This is a genomic window from Massilia sp. METH4 (genome assembly GCF_037094685.1).
In the GTDB taxonomy this organism is placed as follows: Bacteria; Pseudomonadota; Gammaproteobacteria; order Burkholderiales; family Burkholderiaceae_D; genus Rugamonas.
In genome coordinates, this window is the sequence record NZ_CP146614.1 from 5,137,319 (window position 1) to 5,157,760 (window position 20,442).

Below are 20,442 nucleotides of genomic sequence, written 5' to 3' on the forward strand. Positions count from 1 at the left end.
GGAATAAGGACAATGCATCCCGGCTTGACGGAACGCAAGGCGCGGTGGCGGCGCCACCGCCTATCGTAATGCCTCCGCCGCGCCCGCCGCGCGACCCATTCCGTGAGGTGCCATGCGCAGCGCGATCCTCGGCTTTGTCGCCGGTGCGGCGTTCCTGCAATCGCAGGCCGCGCTGCCGGCTCACCCCCTGTATGCACTCGTGGCGCTGCTGGTGCTCGCCGCGTCGATCGCCCGGCTCGCGCACGGGTGGGCGAGGGTGGCGGCAGGCACGGCATGCGCATGTGCCCTGGGTTTTTACTGGGCCGCGCTGCTGGCATCGCACGCGCTGGCGCCCGAGCTGGCCAAGGCCGACGAGGGCCGCGATGTGTTCGTCACCGGCACGATTGCCATGTTACCGAACCGTACCAGCCATTTCACGCGGTTCGTCTTCGACGTCGAACGCGCGGAGGGTCTGCGCGTGCCGCCGCGCATCGCGCTGTCGTGGTATGCCGGGTTTCGTGGCGATGTACAAGCGGTGCCCGAGCTGCGCCCCGGCGAGCGCTGGCGGCTGAAGATGCGGCTGCAACGGCCGCACGGCAATGCGAATCCGCACGGGTTCGAGTACGAGCTGTGGCTGCTGGAACAGGGCATCCGCGCCACCGGCTATGTGCGGCTCGAAGGACCGCACGAGCGGCTGGACGAGTTCGTGTTCACGCCGCGCAATGCCGTCGAGCGCATGCGCGACAGCCTGCGCGGCAAGATAGGGCGCGCGCTCGACGGGCGCGAATATGCCGCCGTGATCGTTGCGCTGGTGATCGGCGACCAGCGCGGCATCGACCAGGAAGACTGGCAGGCATTCGCCCGCACCGGCGTCAGCCACCTGGTGTCGATCTCCGGGCTGCACATCACGATGATCGCCGGCCTGGTGGCCTGGGCGGCGTCCGCATGTTGGCGCCGCTCGTTGTTCGTCCGCCATGCGCAGTGGCCGCTGCTGTTGCCGGCACAGAAGGTGGGGGCGCTGGCCGGCATGTTGGCGGCACTCGTGTACGTGGCGCTTGCCGGCTTCGGCGTTCCCGCCCAGCGCACGCTGACCATGCTGTGCGTGGTCGCGCTGGCGCTGTGGACGGACCGGATCGCCTGTGTGTCGCACGTGCTGGCGCTTGCGGCCGGCCTGGTGGTGCTGATCGATCCCTGGGCCGTGATGTGGCCTGGTTTCTGGCTCTCTTTCGGCGCCGTCGCCGTCATCCTGTTTGCCACCGTCGGGCGTACCGCGGTGTACAAGAATGCCGGCGACCCGGCCGCCATCGATCCCGGCGCGCGGCGCGGTACGCCGCTCACCCGCCGCCAGCGCCTGGCCGCGTCACTGCGCGCCGCGGCGACGACGCAGTATGCCGTCACCCTCGGCCTGGTGCCGTTGACGATGCTGCTGTTCGCGCAGGTGTCGATCGTCAGTCCCTTCGCCAATGCGATCGCGATCCCCGTCGTCAGCCTGCTTGTCACGCCGCTCGCCCTGGCCGGCGGCTTGCTGCCGGAACCGCTGGCCACGCCGCTGCTGGTGCTGGCGCACGAACTGATGCGGCAGCTGGCCGGCCTGCTGCAATGGTTCAGCGCCGCGCCGCTCGCCGTGTACAGTGCGCCGGTGCCGCCCTGGTGGCTGTTCGCCATTGCGCTGGCCGGCACGCTCTGGCTGCTGGCGCCGCGCGGCTGGCCGGTGCGCTGGCTGGGCGCCGCCTGCTGGGTGCCGCTGCTCGCCGCCCAGCCGGACGCGCCCGCGCCCGGCACGGTCCGCATCGTGGCGTTCGACGTGGGGCAGGGGATGGCCGTGCTGGTCGAAACGGCGGGCCACCGGCTGCTGTACGACACCGGGCCATCGTATGGACCGGAGGCGAATGCCGGCAGCCGCGTAATCGTGCCCTACCTGCGGGCACGGGGCATTGGTTGGCTCGACGGCATTGTCGTCAGCCATGGCGACGCCGATCACGCGGGCGGCGCCCTGGCGGTGCTCAAGGAAGTGAAGGCGGGCTGGATGCTGTCCTCGCTGGCGGGCAGCCATGCGGTGGCGCTGGCCGCGGCGCGGCACCGGCCTTGCGAAGCGGGCCAGCGCTGGGAATGGGATGGCATCCGTTTCGAGATGCTGCATCCGACGGCTGCGAGCTATGCCGATGCCGCGCTGAAGACCAATGGACGCAGTTGCACGCTGCGGATCGTGGCTCCCGGGGGCACGGTACTGCTGCCCGGTGACATCGAAGCAAGGCAGGAAGCGGAACTGGTCGCAAGATCGGGAGATGGCTTGCGTGCAGACGTGCTGCTGGTGCCGCACCACGGCAGCGGCACGTCGTCCACGGCCGGGTTCCTCGACGCGGTACGCCCCCGAGTGGCCATTTTACAAGTCGGCTACCGCAATCGCTACCGGCATCCAAAGCGCGAAGTCATGGAGCGCTACGACGAGCGCCGTGTCCATGTCGTGCGTACCGACGAAGCCGGCGCCGTGCTGATCACCGTCGCGGATGGCGTCTCGCTTCAGCAATACCGGCGCTTGCGCCCACGCTACTGGCATTGAAAACGGGCGCGGATCGATGGAACGGCGCAGTTGCAACGTCAGTACCCGGCCAGCAGGCTAACGGTGGCAGGACGGCGTTCCAGCGGTGCGGTGGGTACCACGGCGCGTCGCGCGCCAGCCGGTTCGAACCCGGTTCATCTGCCTGAAAACGCACCGGGATTTGCGTCGAACACCTTCTTGTGATCGGTCATGCAGAAGTGATACGTTCGGCCCCGCCACGCGCTGGCCGGCGCCCCCGCCTTGTCGACCACCATCTCGCAGACGGGGCACAGTGCTTGCGCCGCCGCGAGACGCCGCGGTTTCGCGTACGCGCGGTTGGCATCCGGGTCCAGCCAGCCCTGGCCCTGGTATTCCAGCGCATCGGCCGTGTTCAGGGCGACGGCGCGGCCGAAGTAGCGTTCCACCACGCGCAGCGCGAGATCGATGCCCGAGGACAGGCCGCCGGAACTGGCGAGGTTCCCCGTTTCCACGAAGCGCGCGCCGCGCCGCAGGCTGATGTCCGGGAATTGCATCGCGAACGTGCTATATGAACCGTGGTGGGTAGTGGCCGACCTGCCGGCCAGCAGGCCCGTCTTCGCCAGCACGAAAGCGCCGGTGCAGACCGACATCGTGAGGTCGGCCGTGCGCGCGGCCTTCCTGATCCAGCCGAGCAGCGCCTCGGTCGGCGGGCCCTGGGCCGGGATCACGACCACGCGCGCCGCCGGGGCGGTGTCGAACGTGAAGTCCGGCACGACCGTCATGCCGCCGCTGGCCCTGATCGGCGCCAGCGTTTCGGCCACGGTGTACAGCTGGAACGCCGGCCCCTCGCCGCGGCCCGGCACGCTGGCGTTATCGAATACTTCCCACGGCCCCGCGAAATCGATCACCACGGCGCCCGCGGAGAGCACGAAGGCTACCGGGATCGGCCCTTCGGCAGGTGGGCGCAACGGCTCGGCCGGCGCGGGCCGGCCGGCAGCGGCCGGGCCGGGCAACGCCGCGGCGAGCGCCGTTGCGGTGGAAATGCGGAAGAGGTCACGTCGCTGCATGTTCGGTTCCTGGTTGCACCTCGCTCGAGGCAATGGCGCCATTGTCCCGTCCTGGCCGGCCCCGCGCGAGGCGCCCGGCTGCAGGCAGCCGTGCATTCGCTGCAAAGCGCCCTCGCGCGGCCGGCCGCATCCTCCACCGCGGCGAGCTATCCCTTATCATGGCGGCCATGATCGGAACGACTTCACAAGATGGGCGGATGTGGCGCGGCGTGGCGCTCGCCTGGCTGGCCCTCGGCCTGTTCGATGCCACGCAGACGGTGGTATCGATGCACGCCATGGGCATGGAGCATGCATGGGTGACGCTGTTCCTTGTGACGGTGGCCTCCTGGCTCGTCTGGGCCCTGTGGACGCCGGTGGTGCTGCGCCTGCTACGGCGCTTTCCGCTACCCGCGCGCGATGCGCGGTCCTGGTGCCTGCATGGCGTAGCCTGCCTCGCGGCCGGTGCGGCATGGGCTGCCTGGAGCGCCTTCCTCGAGCACACCACCGATCCCTTTGCCTATCCGCGCGGCCCGGATCCTTTCCTGCCGCTGTTCCAAGCGAAATTCATGGGCAACCTGGTGGGGGACGTCATCATCTATGGCGCGATCGTGGCGCTTTCCATCACCTTCGAGGCGCGTTCGCGGCTGTTGCAGCAGCAGGCGGCCAGCGCGCGGCTCGCGGAGCTCCTCGCGCAAACCCGCCTGACCGCACTCAGGCGGCAGCTCGAGCCGCACTTCATCTTCAACGCCTTGAATGCCATCACGGCCCTGGTGCGCGAACAGCGCGGCGACGAAGCGATCGCCATCACGGCGGGCTTGGGCGACCTGCTGCGGCGGGTGACCGACGACCCGGACCGGCAATTCGTGACGCTGGCCGACGAGCTGTCCTTCATCGAAAAATACCTCGCGATCCAGCAGACGCGCTTTGCCGAACGGCTGCGCTGCCGGATCGACGTTCCCGCCGCGCTGTTGCGCGCTCAGGTTCCGGAGTTTATCGTGCAGCCGCTGGTGGAAAACGCCATCAAGCACGGCATCGCGCGGCGCGCCAGGGGCGGCGAACTGCGCGTGAGCGCGGCTGCCGATGGTGCGCGGCTGGCGATCCAGGTCTACAACGACGGTCCGCCGCTGTCGGTGGGCGCCGGGGAGGGCGTGGGGCTGTCCAATTCGCGCCAGCGCCTGCACGCGCTGTATGGCGAGGCGCAGGCGCTCACGCTGCGCAACGAGGGCGATGGAGTGCTGGCCATGCTGGTGCTGCCTTATCGGGAGGAGCCATGACGGGAGGAGCCGTGAGCGGACACCCCGCACCCCTGCGTGCGGTGATCGTCGACGACGAACCGCTGGCACGCAGCAACGTGGCCTTGCTGCTGGCGCGCGACGCGACGGTGCAGGTGGTGGGCCAGTACGGCTCCGGGGAGGAGGCGCTGCCCGCGCTGGCGGCGCTGCAGCCGGACCTGGTATTCCTCGATATCGAGATGCCTGAGTGCGACGGCTTCGAACTGCTCGAGCGGGTTGGCCCCGCGCCGCCTTTCGCCATCGTCTTCGTCACCGCCCACCATCAGTTCGCGCTGCGCGCCTTCGAGGTGGGGGCACTCGACTACCTGCTCAAGCCCTACGACGACGCCCGCTTCGCGCGCGTGCTGGAGCGCGTCAAGGCGCGGCTGCGCGTACCCGGCGAAACGCGGCGCTTCATCGTGAAGAACGCCGGTTCGCTGGACGTGGTGCGGTACGCGGACATCGACTGGATCGAAGCGAGCGACTATTACGCCACCCTGCATGCCGGCGGCCGAGCGCACATGCTGCGCCGCAGCCTGGCCGAGCTGGAAAGCCTGCTGGCACCGCACGGTTTCCAGCGCATCCACCGCTCGGCGATCGTCAACATGGAGCGCGTGCGCTCCCTGGAAATCCGCGCGGACGGCGAGTACGAGGTGGTGCTCGACGGTCCGCACCGCCTGCGCATGAGCCGGCGCTATCGCAAGGCGGTCGTGGAAAAGCTGGCGGTGGAGTGAGCCACTGCGTTCGATCACGCCGTGACCGCTGGCGGGGCAAAAATGCGCAAGACGCCTTCGCCACGACGCAGGTCCGTTGACGACATCGGCGCGCAATGAGAGAAAAGTTGCCCTGGCGCGCAAAGGCATGAGCGCCGTCTCATTAATCATCTTCGTGAGCGTTTGCCCGATTGACGCGCCCGATTCCCGCTCCCTACCATCGATTCCGTTCACGGCTGCAAGGCAGCCCGCTGGACGTGCGGAGGATGGAAACCGATAACGATTCGATTGGGGGATTCCAGCATGCGGCAAAGGCAAAGCGGTAACACGAACACCCGGCAACAGCAATCCATATCGGCCGTATTGGTCGCTACCTGCATGGCGGCAATCGTGCCGGGCCACGCGGCCGCGCAGGAGGTGCAGGAAGCCCCCGCGACCGTGGCGCCAGAAAACAAGGTCGTCGTCACCGGCACGCGCCTGGTGAACCGGGGTTTCCTGGCGCCGACACCGGTGACGGTGCTCGATGCCCAGGAGCTGAAGGTGACGGGCACGCAGAACCTCGAGGTACTGCTCACCGACACCCCGCAATTCACCGCCAGCCAGTTGAGCAGCCCCACGGCCAACACGATGCAGGCGGGCCAGCCATCCGGTACCGCCACGCTGAACCTGCGCAACCTGGGGCCGACGCGCAACCTGGTCCTCGTGAATGGCCGCCGCTTCGCCATCACGGGGCCGGGTTTCACCACCGACATCAACGCAATTCCCGCCGCGCTGGTGCGCCGCATCGAAACGGTCACGGGCGGGTCGTCGGCCGTGTATGGCTCGGACGCGATCTCCGGTGTCGTAAACTTCATCCTGCGCGATAATTTCGAAGGCGTGGAACTGAACACGCAGCGCAGCTGGGACCAGCCGACGAAGACGCCGACGACCAGCGTCGACCTGACGGTGGGCGGCAATTTCGCCAACAACCGCGGCAATGCCGTGCTGTCCCTGAACTACATGGACCGCGAAGGCATGACGCGCGGCGAACTGGGCGGCTATTCGCTGCCGTCGCTGGGCGATGGCTGCGTGACGGCGGCATCATGGTCGGCCACGCGCCCCGGCACGCCGCTGGCGGTGCCCGCGGGACAGACCTGCCTGTCCGCCGGCGGCCGGCCGGGACTGATCTACAGCGGCTCCTCCACCGTCCCGAATGGCCGCATCGGCAACTTGCCGGTCATCGGTTCGGCCGCGTCCAATCCAGCGCTGGATGCCGCCCTGCGTGCGGCCGGCTTGCAGGGCATGGGCACGCTGGGCGCGATCTTCGATGCCGGCGGCCGGGCCGTGCGGCCATATGTCGCGCCCGACGACGGCTACGACCTGGGACCGCTGTCCTATGTCGTCACGCCGCAGAAGCGGTGGATGGGCAATGCCTTCGCCCACTACGATTTCAACGAACGCACCACGGGCTACCTCGAACTGCACTACAGCAGCAACACGGCGAAGGTGCAGATCGGCCCCACGAGCGCCAGCGGGAACTTCCTCGTCGATACGAACAACCCTTATCTGAGCCCGCAGATGCAGGAAGTGATGCGCCAGCTCGACCTGCGCGAGTCGGGCACCTTGCGCGCGACGAACGGCTCGCAGACCTTGACCACGGTGGCAGGCGACGGCCTCGCGCTCGTCAACCTGAACCGCCGGCTGTCCGACCTGGGCACGCGGCTGGCCGAAACCGACCATTCCGTGTATCGCTTCGCCATCGGCCTGAAGGGCGAGCTGCCATCGGTGTCGGAGAATTACCTGAGCGACCTGAAATACGACGTGTACTACACGAACGCCCGCACCACGGAATCGCAGTACCAGGCCGGCTCCATTTCGCTGTCGCGCTTCCAGAACGCCATGCTGGCGCAGAATGGCGCCGCGCCCGTATTGAATCCGTTCGGGCAGAACATGAGCGGTGCGGCGCGCGAGGCGATCATGATCTCGTCCAACTCCGATATCGTGGCCGAGCAGCAGGTGGTCGCCGCCAACGTCACCGGCAAGCTGGCCGAGCTGCCGGCCGGGCCCGTGGATTTCTCGGCCGGCTTCGAGCGGCGCCACGCGTACAGCAAGTACACGCCGGATGCGTTCCTGGCCTCGGGCGACGTGTCGGGCTGGAACGCAGCGCGGCCCACCGAGGGTGAGTCGACCGTGAAGGAATTCTACGGCGAGGCGCGCGTGCCGCTGCTGAAGGACCGGGCGTTCGCGAAGAGCCTGTCCGTGAGCGGCGCCTTCCGCCGTTCGGACTACGACGTGGAGTCGGTCGGCAAGGTGTGGACCAGCTCCATCGGCACCGAGTGGGCGCCCACGGACAGCCTGACGTTCCGGGTGCAGCGGCAGAAGTCGATCCGCGCGCCGAACGTGGGCGAGCTGTTCGGCGGCCAGGGCCGCAACGGTCCGACGGCGATCGACCCGTGCTCGAGCCGCGCGGCCGCGGGCCAGCAGACGGCAGCCGTGCGCGCACTGTGCCAGGCGACCGGCGTGCCGGGCAACCTCGTGTTCGACGCATCGGTGCAACCCACGCAATTCCTCACGCAGATACTGGGCGGCAACCCGAACCTGGAGGCGGAAACTTCCCACACGACCACGGTGGGCGCGGTGTTCGCCCCGGGCACGGTGCGCGGCCTGCAACTGTCGCTCGACTTCTACCGCATCACGCTGGACAAGGCCATTTCCACCTTGGGCGGCGGCGGCATCCAGTCCGTGCTGGACCTGTGCTACTACACGATCCAGGACGTGGACAGCGTATACTGCCGGGCGATCAACCGCGACCCCGTCACCGGCCAGATCGCCGCGCCAACCTACGTGATGACGACGGCCGCCAATATCGGCGGCATCGACACGCGCGGCGTGGACCTGGCGGCGCATTACGGTTTCAACACGGCGTGGGGCCTGTCCGGCGCCCCGTCGCGCTGGAACCTGGACACCAACTGGACGTATGTGGACGAGCTGACGTTTACGCCGATCCAGGATATCCCCGACGTGACGAACGAATGCGCGGGCACCTGGGGCGGCACTTGCGGCCAGCCCGTCTCGCGGTGGAAGGGCACGGCGCGCGTGACGCTGAACACGGGCAAGCTGATGCTCTCGGCCCGGGCGCGCTACAGCAGCAGCGTGGTGACGGACGCCTATGCGATTCCCCTGCGCCGGGGCGCCACGCCGCCCGCCTACGACTCGCTGACCAACCCGAAGATCAAGGCCTACACGTATCTCGACCTGACGGCCGGTTATGACTTCAGCAAGTCGGTGAACCTGACGGCGGGCGTGCGCAACGTGACGGACAAGGATCCGCCGGTGCTGGGATCGACCCAGCTGCCGTCGAACAATTCCGTCTCGGCTACCTACGATCCGCTGGGCAGGACGTTCTTTGCCACCCTGAACATCCGCATGTAGGCCCCGTGCTGGCGCGCCACCCGGAACCAGTCGATGTCGATGTAGTTGCGGCGGATCTGGTCCGGGGTGGCGTTCGATCGCGGCTCGTCCTCGCTCGCGCGGACATAGGTGAATACGCCGGGCCGGCTGCCTTTCCACCATGAGAACTTCGCCAGCGGCGTGACGGGGCCGAAGTCCGTGAAGCCGCTCGTCCCGTCGAGGGCATACGAGAACTGCACGGTCTGATCGGCCCGCACGGTGGCGCGCAGCACGATGCTGCCGCCGTCGATCCGGGGACCGCGTGTTTCTTCGCCGCCGTTCGCATAGGTCAGGTAGGTCGTTGCGCCGGCGCGCGCGACGCCGATCCAGGGCACCTTCACGCCGAACAGCGTGAGCCCGGCGCGCTGGCCGTCGCCCATTCCGGCCAGCTCGATGCGGGTGGTGATCTCGGAGGCCGGGCCTTGCAGGATCTGGGTGAGCGTGTTGCGCGCGCCGACCAAATGGCGGGCCTTGCCCGCTTCGATGCGCAGGAAGCCCGGCCGCTGCGCCAGGCTCCAGCGGCCGGGATCGGGGTTATGGTTCCACGACCATTGCAGCCCGAGCGTGCTGCCCGAGAATTCGTCGGAATCCTGCAGGCGCCAGCCGGGCGACTGCGCCGCCGTCCTCGGGGCGGCATGTTCGAGCACCGGCAAGCCTTCGTTCCCCATCACCGGCCAATCATCGCGCCAGGTCACCGGTTGCAGGTGCGTGATGCGGCCGAACGCCCCCGTGCTGTTGAAATGAACGAACCAGCCTTCGCCCGACGGCGTTTCCACATAGCCGCCCTGGTGCGGGCCGGCCAGGCCGTTGCCGGGGTGGAGCACGGTGCGGTGCTCGAAAGGCCCCTGTATCGAGCGGGCCCGCATTACCGCTTGCGGCCCCGTGCCGACCCCGCCGATGGGCGCGAAGATGTAGTAGTAGCCGTTGCGCTTGTAGACCTTCGGTCCTTCCAGCACGGGCAGCTTTTCCTTGTCCTCGACGATGGTGCGGCCGCCGTCGAGGAGCCGCGTGCCGTCCGGGCTCATCGCGTGCAGGATGATGGGGCCGGCGCCCACTTTCGAATGCACCAGCCAGGCCTTGCCGTCGTCGTCCCAGAACGGGCAGGGGTCTTCGTAGCCCGCCCCGGCCAGCACGGTGACCGGAGCCGACCATGGTCCTGCCGGGTGTTCGGCCGTGCTCATGAAGATGCCTTCGTCCGGCGTGGCCCAGTAGACGTGGAAGCGGCCGGCGTGGTGCCGGATCGCGGGCGCCCACACGCCGCCGGCGTAGCGCAGGCCGGGGCCGACGGGCTTGGAAGTGCTGTCCGTCAGCGTGTAGGGCGCGGCCAGGTCGTAGGAGGGGTGGAAATCGAGCTTCGGCAGCACGTGCCCGACGATCTTCCAGTGCACGAGGTCCTTCGATTGCAGGACCGGCAGGCCGGGCGAGAAATGGAAGCTGGAGGCGACGAGATAATAGTCTTCACCGACCCGTATCACGTCGGGATCCGAGTAATCGGCGTGGATGACCGGGTTGCGGTAGTGCTGTATCGCGGTACCGTGCGGTGCCGCGGCGGCAAGGGCCACGCAGCAGCCGCCCAGCAGCCCGGCCAGGGCATGTCGCAGGTCCATCGTCGTCTCCGTCTTGTCAGTGTTACCGGCCAGTAGAGACCGGCATGGCAGCGCATGTCAAGGCGGATCCGATCAATCGCGTGAGCGATACGCGCTAGCGCGCGCCCCGGTGCGCCCAGCCTGTCGAGCGCCGTTCGACGATGGCGAACAGCTCGTACATCGCCATGGCCATCGCGCCGATCACGCCCAGGCCGGCGAAGGCCAGCGGCATCTTCATCGACGATCCGGCCGACACCAGCAGGTAGCCGATGCCTTCGTTGGCCGCGTTCATTTCCGAAACGGTGGAACCGACGAAGGCCAGCGTGATCGCCACCTTCAGCGAGGCGAAGAAGTAGGGCATGGCGCGCGGCAGGCCGACTTTCATCAGCACGTCCAGCCGGCGCGCGCCGAGCACGCGCAGCACGTCTTCCAGCTCCGGTTCCAGCGTGGCCAGGCCGGTGGCGATATTGACCATGATAGGGAAGAACGAGATCAGGAAGGCGGTCAGGATGGCGGGGCCGGCGCCGATGCCGAACCACACGACGAGGATCGGCACGAAGGCGGCCTTCGGCAGCGCATTGAAGGCCGTCATCAAGGGGTAGGCGGCGGCATACAGCACCGGCGAGGAACCGATGGCCACGCCGAGCGCCACGCCGACGGCGACCGCGATGCCGAAGCCCGCCATCGTGACCCAGAACGTGCGCCAGGCATGGGTGGCGATCGGCCCGGCGTACTCGCCGAGCGCATCGACGATGGCGAGCGGGCTGGGGAAGATGAACTCGGAGACCGCGAAGCCGGCGCAGATGGCTTGCCACAGCAGCAGGATGGCCGCCAGCAGCAGCCATGGCGCGAAGGTCTTGATCGTGGAGGATTTCATGGCGCTTCCTTCAGGTGCTGCGCACGCGGCCGATGTGCTCGCGCAACTCGTGCACGAGCGCGCCGAACGGTTCGCCGTAGGTGGTTTCCAGGTCGCGCGGCTGGGGCAGCGGGTTCTCGCGGCGCGCCACGATGCGGCCCGGCCGCCTGCTCATCACGTAGATCGTGTCGGCCAGGAAGGCCGCTTCGCGCAGGTCGTGCGTGACGAGGATGACGTTGAAGCGGCGCTCGGTCCACAGGTCGCGCAGCACGCACCACAGCTCTTCGCGCGTAAAGGCATCCAGGGCGCCGAACGGTTCGTCCAGCAGCAGCATCTTCGGTTCGTGGATCAGCGCGCGGCAGATCGAGGCGCGCTGCTGCATGCCACCCGAAAGCTGCCATGGGTACTTGTCGGCATAGCCGTCCAGCCCTACGGTCTTGAGGAGCTTGCGGGCCCGTTCCTCGTACTGCGCGCGGTCCTTCTTCCAGGTGCGGCGGTAGGGTTCCACGATCTCCAGCGGCAGCAGCACATTGTCCAGCGTGGTGCGCCAGGGCAGCAGGGTGGGGGCCTGGAAGGCCATGCCGACGAATTTCAACGGCCCCGTCACCGCCTCGCCGCCGATCCGCACGCTGCCGCGGGTCGGTGCCTTCAGGCCGGTGGCCAGCTTCATGAACGTGGACTTGCCGCAGCCGGACGGGCCGACGATGGCGATGAATTCGCCCGGCCGCGTTTGCAGCGTGATGTCTTCCACCGCGAACTCGCCGGTATTGTCATATGCCAGCCAGACGTTCCTGAAATCGACGAACGTGTCGCCTTCGGCCGCTTCCGGCATTTTCAACAGGGCGCTCATTTCGGGAACACGTTCAGTTCGGCCGCCGAGGGCAGGAAGGACGATACCCATACCGCGTTCGGGTCGACGCGCGTCTTGGTCGCATACACGTCCGACACCTGCGACGCCATCAGCGACAGGCGCGGCGGGGACACCCGGCCGAAGCCTTCCGCCTTCGCGCCCGGCGTGGCGATGGCGCTGGCGATCGCCAGCTTCAGGCGGCGCAGTTCGAGCTTTTCGTCGATCAGGCCATCGCGTTCCTTGACGGCCTTGATGGCCGCCTCAGGGTTCGCCATCACGTCGCGCGCCGCTTTCGCGAAGGCGCGCAGGAAGCCTTTCACGGCTTCCGGCTTTTCCTTGACCAGCGTGTCCGAGGCGATGATGGCGTTGCCGTACAGCCGCACGCCGTACTGCGGATACGGCATGATCACCACGTCCTGGTCCTTCACGCCGCGCGCGTTCAGGTTCAGCAGCGAGGTGAACGAAAAGCCGGCGATGGCGTCCACGTCCCCCTTGACCAGCATCGTTTCGCGCAGTGCCGGCTCCATGCTGGTCCAGCTGGCGCTGTTGGCCGGCAGGCCGTTGGCCTTGGCCAGCAGCGGCCAGGCGCGGCGGCCGGCGTCGAACACGGGAGCGCCCAGCTTCTTGCCCTTCAGGTCGGCCGGGGACCGGATGCCCGATTTTTTCAGTGCCACGATGGCGGCCGGCGTGTCGTTATACACCATCATCACGCCCACCGGCTTGCCCGGGGCGGTGGGATTGTTGGCGGTGAATTCCATCAGCGCGGCCAGGTCCGCGAAGCCCATGTCGTAGGCGCCGGACGCCACGCGGTTGACCGCATTGCCCGAGCCGCTGCCGGCGTCGATCGTCACGTCCAGCTTTTCCTGGGCGAAGTAGCCGCGGCTCTTCGCCACGAGGAAGAGGGCGGACGGGCCTTCGAAGCGCCAGTCGAGCTGGAACTTGATCCTGGTGTCCTGCGCCAGGGCGGGCAGGGCCAGCAGGCAGACGGCGACGCCGGCAGCCAGGCGTGCGAACGGGTTGGAACGGGTGGTAGAACGCATGGGATTCCTCTTCAGTGGTGAAAGCTGCGGTGAATGGTCAGGCTTGCTTGCGGGTGCCGGCGTCCTTGCCGAGGGCGCTGCGCAGGTCGAAGCGCGGCGGCGCCGGTGCCAGCAGGCGGCACGCGCACTGGTCCAGGTGGCGCGCCATCTGCGCCTGGGCGCGGGTGCTGTCCTGGTCGCCCAAGGCTTCGACGACGGCGGCATGCTCGTCGAACGAGCAGGGTTGCTGGCCGGTCGTGTCCAGGTTCGAGATCAGCAGCGTGGTGCGGGAAACGAGGCGGCGCAGCGCATCGACCAGCAGGCCGTTGCCGGCCAGCTTGGCGAGCTCGATATGGAATTCCGCCGACAGGCGGATCCACAGCGGGCGGTCGCCGCGCATCCAGGCGTTGCGCTCGCGCTCGATCAGCTCGCGCAGTGCCTGGCGATGGGCATCGGTGAGGCGGCCGGCCAGCTTGTCCACCACCTTCGCTTCCAGCAGCTGGCGCAGCTCGAACATTTCCTCGGCCTCGCGCGGGCCAGGGCTGGCGATGTGGGCGCCACGATTGCGCTCCAGGTCCACCAGGCCGTCCGCGGCCAGCCGGGCCAGCACCTGCCGCACATGGTGGCGCGCCATGCCGTAGATGTCGCCCAGCGCCCCTTCGGTAAGCTTGGTGCCGGCCGTGAGGCGGTGGGACATGATGGCGTCGTAGACGTCGAGGTACATGCGTTCTTCCGGTGCGGGGTCCGGCGAACGGGCGGTACTGGGCGGTGCGGTGGGCATGCGAAGGAGGGAATAGTTGGCTCATCCGCTACTTAGCAAGCGCCGTGCCACTGCCGGAAAATATCGGCAAATGTCGGCATTGGCCCACGGCGGGGCGTGCGGGGCCGCATGACGGCTGGGTTCGCGGCCGGACCGGACCTCGGCGCCTGTGCCGATGGCGTCGCACGGATTGTCGACAATCCGTCAGCGTTCCTTGCCCCAAAACGGGCGCCGGATGCACCGCGAAGTGGCGCGGCTATTCTCCGGCGGCGCGGATCAGCGTCGCGATATCGCCGATGGAGGCGCCGTCGCAGCTCACGGCCACCCCGCCGTCGAAGACGGGCTGCGTCAGTTTCGTCAGCACGCTTCCGCTGGGCATCTCCACGGCGAGCCGGGCGCCGCGTTCCCAGGCGTGCCGCAGCGTGTCGTGCCATTGCACCTGCCGCGCCATGTTGCGGGCCAGGTCGGCGCCGATGGCGGCCGGATCGAACAGCGCGCGGGCCACGCTGCTGCTGATATAGGTGATGCGGGGGCGGCACAGGGGCACGGCCGCCACGGCCGCCGCCAGCTCGTCCGCCTGGCGGGCCAGCAGCTCGCAGTGGGAGGGCACGGCGACGGCCAGCCGCTCGGCCTTCGCGCCGGCGCCGCCCGCATGGACCAGCGCCGCGACGTGCGCCATCCCCGCGTCGCTGCCCGCGATGACCAGCTGGCGCGGACCGTTCAGGTTCGCCAGGTAGACCGGCTCGCCGGCGGCACGCACCCGCGCGACCAGCGGTTCGAGTTCGGTGGCCGCCAGGCCGGTGACGGCCGTCATGCCATGGCCGGAAGGATAGGCCTCCTCCATCGAGCGGGCCCGAAATGCAACTAACCGAATGACATCCGGGAAGGCCAGCACCCCGGCCGCCACGGCCGCCGGCCAGGCGCCGATCGACAGGCCGGCCACCATGGCGGGGCGGGCGTCCAGCGCGGCCAGGTGCCGCGCGGTGGCCACGCCGGCGATCAGCAGGCAAAGCTGCACCGCCACCGTGGAGCGCAGCGCGTCGGGCGTGTCCAGGCCGAGCGGGTCGGCGCCCAGCGCGGCCGCGGCTTCCTCGAGCGTGCGGGCGGTTTCCTCATGCGACGGCAAGGCGTGCAGCATGCCGGGCTTTTGCGCCCCCTGGCCGGGGAAGGTGAACAGCACGCTCATGCCGCCACCGCATGCTGCCACGGATCGCGAACCAGCAGCGGCCCGTGCGCTGTCTTGAGCAGGACGCGGCCGCCGCGCGCGTACTCGGCCAAGGCGAAGCCGGCCGTGCCCGTGTCCACCTGGATATCGACGCGGCAGGGGGCACCGTCGGCGAGGGCCAGCAGGCGCTCGACGGTGCGTGCCGGCAGCGGCGCCGGCGCGCGCACCAGCAGATCGAGGTCGCTATCCTGCCGCAGCACGGGCAGGCCGGTGGCCAGGTGGAAGCCCGTGCCGCCGGCCGGCCCCCACGCGAGCCGCAAGGCGTCGAGCCGGGGCGCCAGCATGGCCAGGGCCGCCAGCGGGGGCAGGGCGCCGGGCGCCGGCGCCGGTGGGTGGGCCAGCATTTCCGGTGTGATGCAGCGGGCGACGGCATCGGCCCGGATATACCCCTTGCAGCGCTGGCTGCGGTGCATGCCGCGCGCACCCACGGGCACCACGCCGCCCGGCGCCGCTTCGCGCCGCACCACCAGCGGCGCCTTGGCCAGCCAACCGGCGTCGAGCCAGTCCGGCCACGGGCCCCCGGCATCGAAGCGGCCCGGCACCCGCGGGAACAGCAGGTCGTGGGGACGAAAAACCATCACGCGTTCCACTGTTCGCGCAGCAGTTCCCGCACGCGGCGCGACGCGGCGCGGTGCTCGCCGCCGAAGCGGCTGGACAGGTCGCGCGCCTCGTTCGGGGCGATATCGGCCAGCGCTTCCTCGAGGGTGGCCCGTACCAGCGCCACGTCATCGCGTGTCGGTTCGGCCGCGCTCGACGGCGCCAGCACTTTCCACAGCAGCCCGAGCGAGGCGTAGCTGTGGATGTCGTAAGCCATCGGCGGCACGCTTTGCGCCAGCGCTTCGAGTGCCTCGACGGAGCGCAGCGTGATGCGCGCGGCCGAGGCCTTGCCCATCGCATGCACCATCACGCCGGGATCGGCCAGGGCGATCAAGCGGTTGGCCTGGTAGCCGTGCGCCAGGAAGGCGCCGGACATGGCGAGACCGACGATCAGGCCGATGACGGGATGGCCGGCCAGCCGGGCTTCGGCATAGGCGCCGGCCGCGCCGGCCAGCGCCTGGTGGATGCCGAAGGCTTCCTCGCGGCGCCCGTAGGCCTGGCTGGTCACGTCGATCACGGCGACGATCGGGCGCCTGGTTCGGGCATCCCGATCCTCGTGCATGGTTTCGTGCACTGCCTGCGCCAGTTGCCAGCCCTCGACCAGGCCGACCTCGCCGTTGCGGGCGCGCGGGAATTGGTTGCCGGGGTCCTGCACCACGGCGATGAAGCGGGCCGGCGCGCCCGCCAGTTCGCCGTTGGCCACGCGGACGGCGGACCAGGCATGCAGTGCCGGGGCGCCGCCCGTCAGCTCCCCGAGCCACGTGGCCCCATTCGATCGAATGCTCATGTGAGTCCCTTTTCATAGACGGTGCGGACATCGGCGGCTTCCGGCTGCCGGGCGGTATCGACATGCGCCAGGCTGGCCAGGAAGTCGGCGTAGCGGTCGCTGCGGTGCATTGCCGGCGGGCCGGCCCGGAACAGATCGGTTAGCGCGGCGCGCACCTGCGCGGTGTCGTCGTCGACGAGCACGTCGGCCAGGCGCGTCGCCACGCGCTGTTCGCCGCCGGTCAGCGCCCAGATGAGCGCCCGGTTGCGCGAATCGAATTCGGCCAGCCCGGCCTCCTGTTCGATCACCTGCGGGCCGTTCAGGCCCAGGCGGGCCTCGCGCGTGAGCACGAGATAGGAACACAGGCCGGCGGCGATCGACATCCCTCCGTAGCAGCCCACCGTGCCGGCACTCACGCCGATGACGGGCCGGTAGCGCCGCAGGTCCACGATGGCGGCCTGGATTTCCGCGATGGCGGCCAGGCCCAGGTTCGCTTCCTGCAGCCGCACGCCGCCCGTCTCGAACAGGATCACGGCTTGCGTCGGCTTGCCGGCGCGGTTGTCGCGCGCCGCCAGTTCGAGGGCGCCGGCGATCTTCGCGCCGCCCACTTCGCCCATGCTGCCGCCCTGGAAGGCGCCTTCGATGGCCAGCACCACTGTCGCCATGCCGTCCAGCGTGCCTTTCGCCACTACCACCCCGTCGTCGGCCTGCGTGACCAGTTTCTGCTGCGCCAGCCAGGGCGACGTGACGCGGTCGAACGGGCCCACCAGCTCGCGCATCGAGCCGGCGTCCAGCAGGGCGCGGGCGCGGCCGCGGGCATTGCGCTCGATGAAGCTGTCGCGCCGTAACAGTGCCTCGATGTTCATGCCCGTTGCCCTCCCAGTGCCGCTTCCTCGAACGCCTGCTCGATGCGCATGCGCACCACGCCGGGCGTGGCGCCGTTGTCGTTGATCTCGATCTTCGCCGCCGGCAGGGCCGGGTCGGCGAACACGCGCGCCAGCAGCGCCGTCCAGGTGGCGCCATACCCGTCGACCGAGGTCTGCACGGCCACGCTCGTGGTGCCGCCAGCCTGCGGTTCCAGCAGCACTTCCAGGTCGCCCGATGCCACCACGCCCGTCACCGTGCGGGACGCGGCAGGCTGGCCGGCCGCGAATTCAAACTGCAATCGCTCCATCGTGTCCCTCCATCGCTTGTGGTTGTTCGTTCGCCAGCGCGTCGAGCAGCAGCGTCGCCGCCAGCAGGTCGGCGGCGCCGCCGGGCGAGATGCGGCGGGCCAGCATGTCCGCCTCCAGGTCGCGCAGCGCCGCCTGGCCGGCCGGATTGGCCACGCCGCCGGCGTCGAGCACCGCTTGCGCTCCCGACTGGGCCGCTGCCAGCGCCGGTGGGCCGCCGCGGGCCAGCAGGCAGGTGTCGTCCAGGTCGGCCACGATCGCGAGCAGGGCATTCAGGCGCGCCGCGCTTTCGCCGTCGCCCCGGCGTCGCGAGGCGCGCAGCATGGGCAGCGCCATCCCGATCACGTGCGGGAATCCCGCCTCGGCCTGGCTGCGCGCGCCGCCCACGCCGTACGCCTTGCGGGCCTGCTCGCCCTTGTTGCCGGTACAGGCGGGCGCGCCGGGGTCGGCCAGGCAGGCGAGGGTGCCGGCACGTTCGGCGATGGCCGCAGGGGGGGCGGGGCCCCGCGCGGCGGCGGTCACCAGCAGCCCGAGCGCCCAGATGGCGCCGCGGTGCGTGTTGACGCCGCCGGTGGCCGCCATCATCGTGGCCTCGGCCGCGCGGCCGATGGCGCCGATGCGCCGGCGCAGCGAGGGCAGGTCGCCGATCGTCGCGCCGGCGTGGGCCATCGCCGCGAAGCCGGGATGCAGGGCGTGGGCGGAGTGGCACATCAGCAGCCAGCTCAGGTCGCGGTGGGCGCCGCTGCCGCGCATGTCCACCAGGCCGGGCTTGGGCGTCAGCATGGCTTCGTCGACGAGGGCGGCCACGGCGAGGTCCGCCAGCCAGGCGGCACGGGTCCCGCGCCCGGAATGTGCTTGCAATGGGTGCAGGGCGGTCATCACCAGCTCCTGAACTTGGCGGGCGGCTCGTACAGGCCGCCGGACCAGTCCACCAGGTCGGCGATGCTCTTCGCCGCCAGCAGGGAGCGGGTCGCTTGCGAGCGCTGCACGCCGATATCTTCCGGCAGCGCGATCAAGCCTTGCTGCCGCATGCGCGCCGTCTGCTTCGGATCGTGGGTGAGGCCGACCGGCGTGACGCCCGCCACTGCCGCCAGCATCGCCTTGCGCTCTTCCAGCGAGCGGGCCTTGTACAGGTAGGCGATGCCTTCCTCCGTCAGCACGTGCGTAACGTCGTCCCCATAGATCATCACGGGAGCCAGCGGCATGCCGGATGCCTTGCCCACTTCCACGGCATCGAGCGATTCGACGATCGTCGGCTGGCTGCCGTCCTGGAACGTCTCGACCATCTGCACCACCAGCTTGCGGCCGCGCGCCAGCGGGTCGTCGCCTTCGACGAGGTCGAGCCAGGCCGGCGTGGCGTGGCGGCGGCCGTGCGGGTCGTGGCCCATGTTCGGCGCGCCGCCAAAGCCCGTCAGCCGGCCGTGCGTGACGGTGGAGGAATTACCCGCGCCATCCATCTGCAGCGTCGCGCCGATGAACAGGTCCACCGCATATTGCCCCGCCATCTGGCACAGCAGGCGGTTCGAGCGCATCGAGCCGTCGCGGCCCGTGAAGAAGATGTCCGGCCGGGCCGCCGTGTAGGCTTCCATGCCCAGTTCGGCGCCGAAGCAGTGCACGCTGTCGACCCAGCCGCTTTCGATGGCCGGGATCAGGGTGGGGTGGGGATTCAGGGTCCAGTTGCGGCAGATCTTGCCCTTCAGGCCCAGCTGCTCGCCGTAGGTCGGCAGCAGCAGCTCGATGGCCGCCGTGTTGAAGCCGATGCCGTGGTTCAGCGACTGCACGTTGTGGCGCTCGTACACGCCGCGGATCGCCATCATCGCCATCAGCACGTGCACCGGCTTGATCAGGCGCGGGTCGCGCGTGAACAGCGGTTCGATATAGAAGGGTTTGTCGGCCTGCACGACGAAGTCGATCCACGAGCCGGGAATGTCCACGCGGGGCAGGCCGACCGGATCGTCGACGATCTCGTTCACCTGGGCGATCACGATGCCGTCGCGGAAGGCCGCGGCCTCCACCAGCGCCGGCGTGTCTTCCGTGCTGGGGCCCGTGTACAGGTTGCCGTCGCGGTCGGCCTTGTAGCCGGCGACCAGCACCACGTTCGGCACCAGGTCCACGTACAGCCGGGCATACAGTTCCACGTAGGTGTGCAGGGCGCCCACCTGCAGCACGCCATCCTGCAGCAATTGCGAGATGCGCAGGCTTTGCGCCCCGGCGAAGGCGAAATCGAGCTTGTTGGCGATGCCGCGCTCGAACAGGTCGAGGTGCTGGGGCAGGCTCACGCTGGGCATGATCAGGTGCAGCCCGTTGACCTTGCCGGCGTCCAGCTGCACCAGCGCGCGGGCCAGGAAATCGGCCTGTTTCTGGTTGTTCCCTTCGAGGACAACGCGGTCGCCGCTGGCCACCAGCAGTTGCAGCGCGTCGACGATCGCATCGGTGCCGAGCACGCGGCCATCGCACAGGTGCCGCACTGATTCCAGGCGGCGGCGCTTTTCCTGCCGCCGCGTATCCCACTGGCGTGGGGGTGTGCTGTTCATGCATTCTCCCGTCGTTGACTGGTTGGGTAAGGCGAGCATAGGCGCGCCAGCGTGGCCATTCAATCAACCCAGGCGTATCGATGTTTACTCCGGCGTTAACGATTGGATGCGCGTTTGAGGT

At 69.3% G+C, this 20,442-nt stretch carries 17 protein-coding genes; 4 read left to right on the plus strand and 13 right to left on the minus strand.

Annotated elements, in window-relative coordinates:
• Window positions 1-112: 112 nt before the first annotated feature.
• Complete coding sequence (locus V6Z91_RS22530; protein WP_338761443.1) at window positions 113-2,539, plus strand: DNA internalization-related competence protein ComEC/Rec2; 2,427 nt, start codon at window positions 113-115, stop codon at window positions 2,537-2,539.
• Between the two features lie 134 nt (window positions 2,540-2,673).
• Here the strand turns inward: V6Z91_RS22530 and V6Z91_RS22535 are convergent, their stop codons facing one another.
• Window positions 2,674-3,564 (minus strand): DJ-1/PfpI family protein, encoded by an 891-nt coding sequence (locus tag V6Z91_RS22535; protein ID WP_338761445.1) that lies wholly within the window; start codon window positions 3,562-3,564, stop codon window positions 2,674-2,676.
• Window positions 3,565-3,731: 167 nt separating this feature from the next.
• Between V6Z91_RS22535 and V6Z91_RS22540 the strand changes: the two genes are divergently transcribed.
• The 3 genes from V6Z91_RS22540 (at window position 3,732) to V6Z91_RS22550 (ending at window position 8,938) form a co-directional block, all read left to right on the plus strand.
• Entirely contained in the window at window positions 3,732-4,817 is a 1,086-nt protein-coding gene (locus V6Z91_RS22540; protein WP_338761447.1) for a histidine kinase, read from the plus strand.
• Between the two features lie 11 nt (window positions 4,818-4,828).
• Window positions 4,829-5,548 (plus strand): LytTR family DNA-binding domain-containing protein, encoded by a 720-nt coding sequence (locus V6Z91_RS22545; protein ID WP_338761450.1) that lies wholly within the window; start codon window positions 4,829-4,831, stop codon window positions 5,546-5,548.
• A 357-nt stretch (window positions 5,549-5,905) separates the two neighbouring features.
• Window positions 5,906-8,938, plus strand: coding sequence for a TonB-dependent receptor (locus tag V6Z91_RS22550; RefSeq protein WP_338761453.1), 3,033 nt, complete (start codon window positions 5,906-5,908; stop codon window positions 8,936-8,938).
• Here V6Z91_RS22550 and V6Z91_RS22555 read toward each other — a convergent pair.
• The 12 genes from V6Z91_RS22555 to mdcA all read right to left on the minus strand — a co-directional run bounded on the left by V6Z91_RS22555 (window position 8,887) and on the right by mdcA (window position 20,321).
• Window positions 8,887-10,563, minus strand: a complete 1,677-nt coding sequence (locus V6Z91_RS22555; protein WP_338761456.1) for a glycoside hydrolase 43 family protein — start codon at window positions 10,561-10,563, stop codon at window positions 8,887-8,889. The genes V6Z91_RS22550 and V6Z91_RS22555 overlap by 52 nt on opposite strands.
• Window positions 10,564-10,657: 94 nt before the next feature.
• Window positions 10,658-11,419, minus strand: coding sequence for an ABC transporter permease (locus tag V6Z91_RS22560; RefSeq protein WP_338761458.1), 762 nt, complete (start codon window positions 11,417-11,419; stop codon window positions 10,658-10,660).
• Window positions 11,420-11,429: 10 nt separating this feature from the next.
• Window positions 11,430-12,248, minus strand: coding sequence for an ABC transporter ATP-binding protein (locus tag V6Z91_RS22565; RefSeq protein WP_338761461.1), 819 nt, complete (start codon window positions 12,246-12,248; stop codon window positions 11,430-11,432).
• Entirely contained in the window at window positions 12,245-13,288 is a 1,044-nt protein-coding gene (locus V6Z91_RS22570) for an ABC transporter substrate-binding protein (protein WP_338761464.1), read from the minus strand. The genes V6Z91_RS22565 and V6Z91_RS22570 overlap by 4 nt, the downstream gene beginning before the upstream one ends.
• A gap of 37 nt (window positions 13,289-13,325) precedes the next feature.
• Entirely contained in the window at window positions 13,326-13,991 is a 666-nt protein-coding gene (locus tag V6Z91_RS22575; RefSeq protein ID WP_338761466.1) for a GntR family transcriptional regulator, read from the minus strand.
• A gap of 292 nt (window positions 13,992-14,283) precedes the next feature.
• Window positions 14,284-15,213 (minus strand): malonate decarboxylase subunit epsilon, encoded by a 930-nt coding sequence (gene mdcH, locus V6Z91_RS22580; RefSeq protein WP_338761470.1) that lies wholly within the window; start codon window positions 15,211-15,213, stop codon window positions 14,284-14,286.
• Window positions 15,210-15,830 (minus strand): malonate decarboxylase holo-ACP synthase, encoded by a 621-nt coding sequence (locus V6Z91_RS22585; protein ID WP_338761473.1) that lies wholly within the window; start codon window positions 15,828-15,830, stop codon window positions 15,210-15,212. The genes mdcH and V6Z91_RS22585 overlap by 4 nt, the downstream gene beginning before the upstream one ends.
• Complete coding sequence (gene mdcE, locus V6Z91_RS22590; RefSeq protein WP_338761476.1) at window positions 15,830-16,636, minus strand: biotin-independent malonate decarboxylase subunit gamma; 807 nt, start codon at window positions 16,634-16,636, stop codon at window positions 15,830-15,832. The genes V6Z91_RS22585 and mdcE overlap by 1 nt, the downstream gene beginning before the upstream one ends.
• The gene (locus V6Z91_RS22595) at window positions 16,633-17,481 is read right to left on the minus strand and encodes a biotin-independent malonate decarboxylase subunit beta (RefSeq protein WP_338761479.1); all 849 of its coding nucleotides are present in this window, start codon (window positions 17,479-17,481) and stop codon (window positions 16,633-16,635) included. The genes mdcE and V6Z91_RS22595 overlap by 4 nt, the downstream gene beginning before the upstream one ends.
• Window positions 17,478-17,789, minus strand: coding sequence for a malonate decarboxylase subunit delta (locus V6Z91_RS22600; protein ID WP_338761482.1), 312 nt, complete (start codon window positions 17,787-17,789; stop codon window positions 17,478-17,480). Before V6Z91_RS22600 ends, V6Z91_RS22595 begins: the two co-directional genes overlap by 4 nt.
• Window positions 17,770-18,666, minus strand: a complete 897-nt coding sequence (locus V6Z91_RS22605; RefSeq protein WP_338761484.1) for a triphosphoribosyl-dephospho-CoA synthase — start codon at window positions 18,664-18,666, stop codon at window positions 17,770-17,772. Before V6Z91_RS22605 ends, V6Z91_RS22600 begins: the two co-directional genes overlap by 20 nt.
• Window positions 18,666-20,321 (minus strand): malonate decarboxylase subunit alpha, encoded by a 1,656-nt coding sequence (gene mdcA / locus V6Z91_RS22610; protein ID WP_338761486.1) that lies wholly within the window; start codon window positions 20,319-20,321, stop codon window positions 18,666-18,668. The genes V6Z91_RS22605 and mdcA overlap by 1 nt, the downstream gene beginning before the upstream one ends.
• Window positions 20,322-20,442 lie beyond the last annotated feature (121 nt).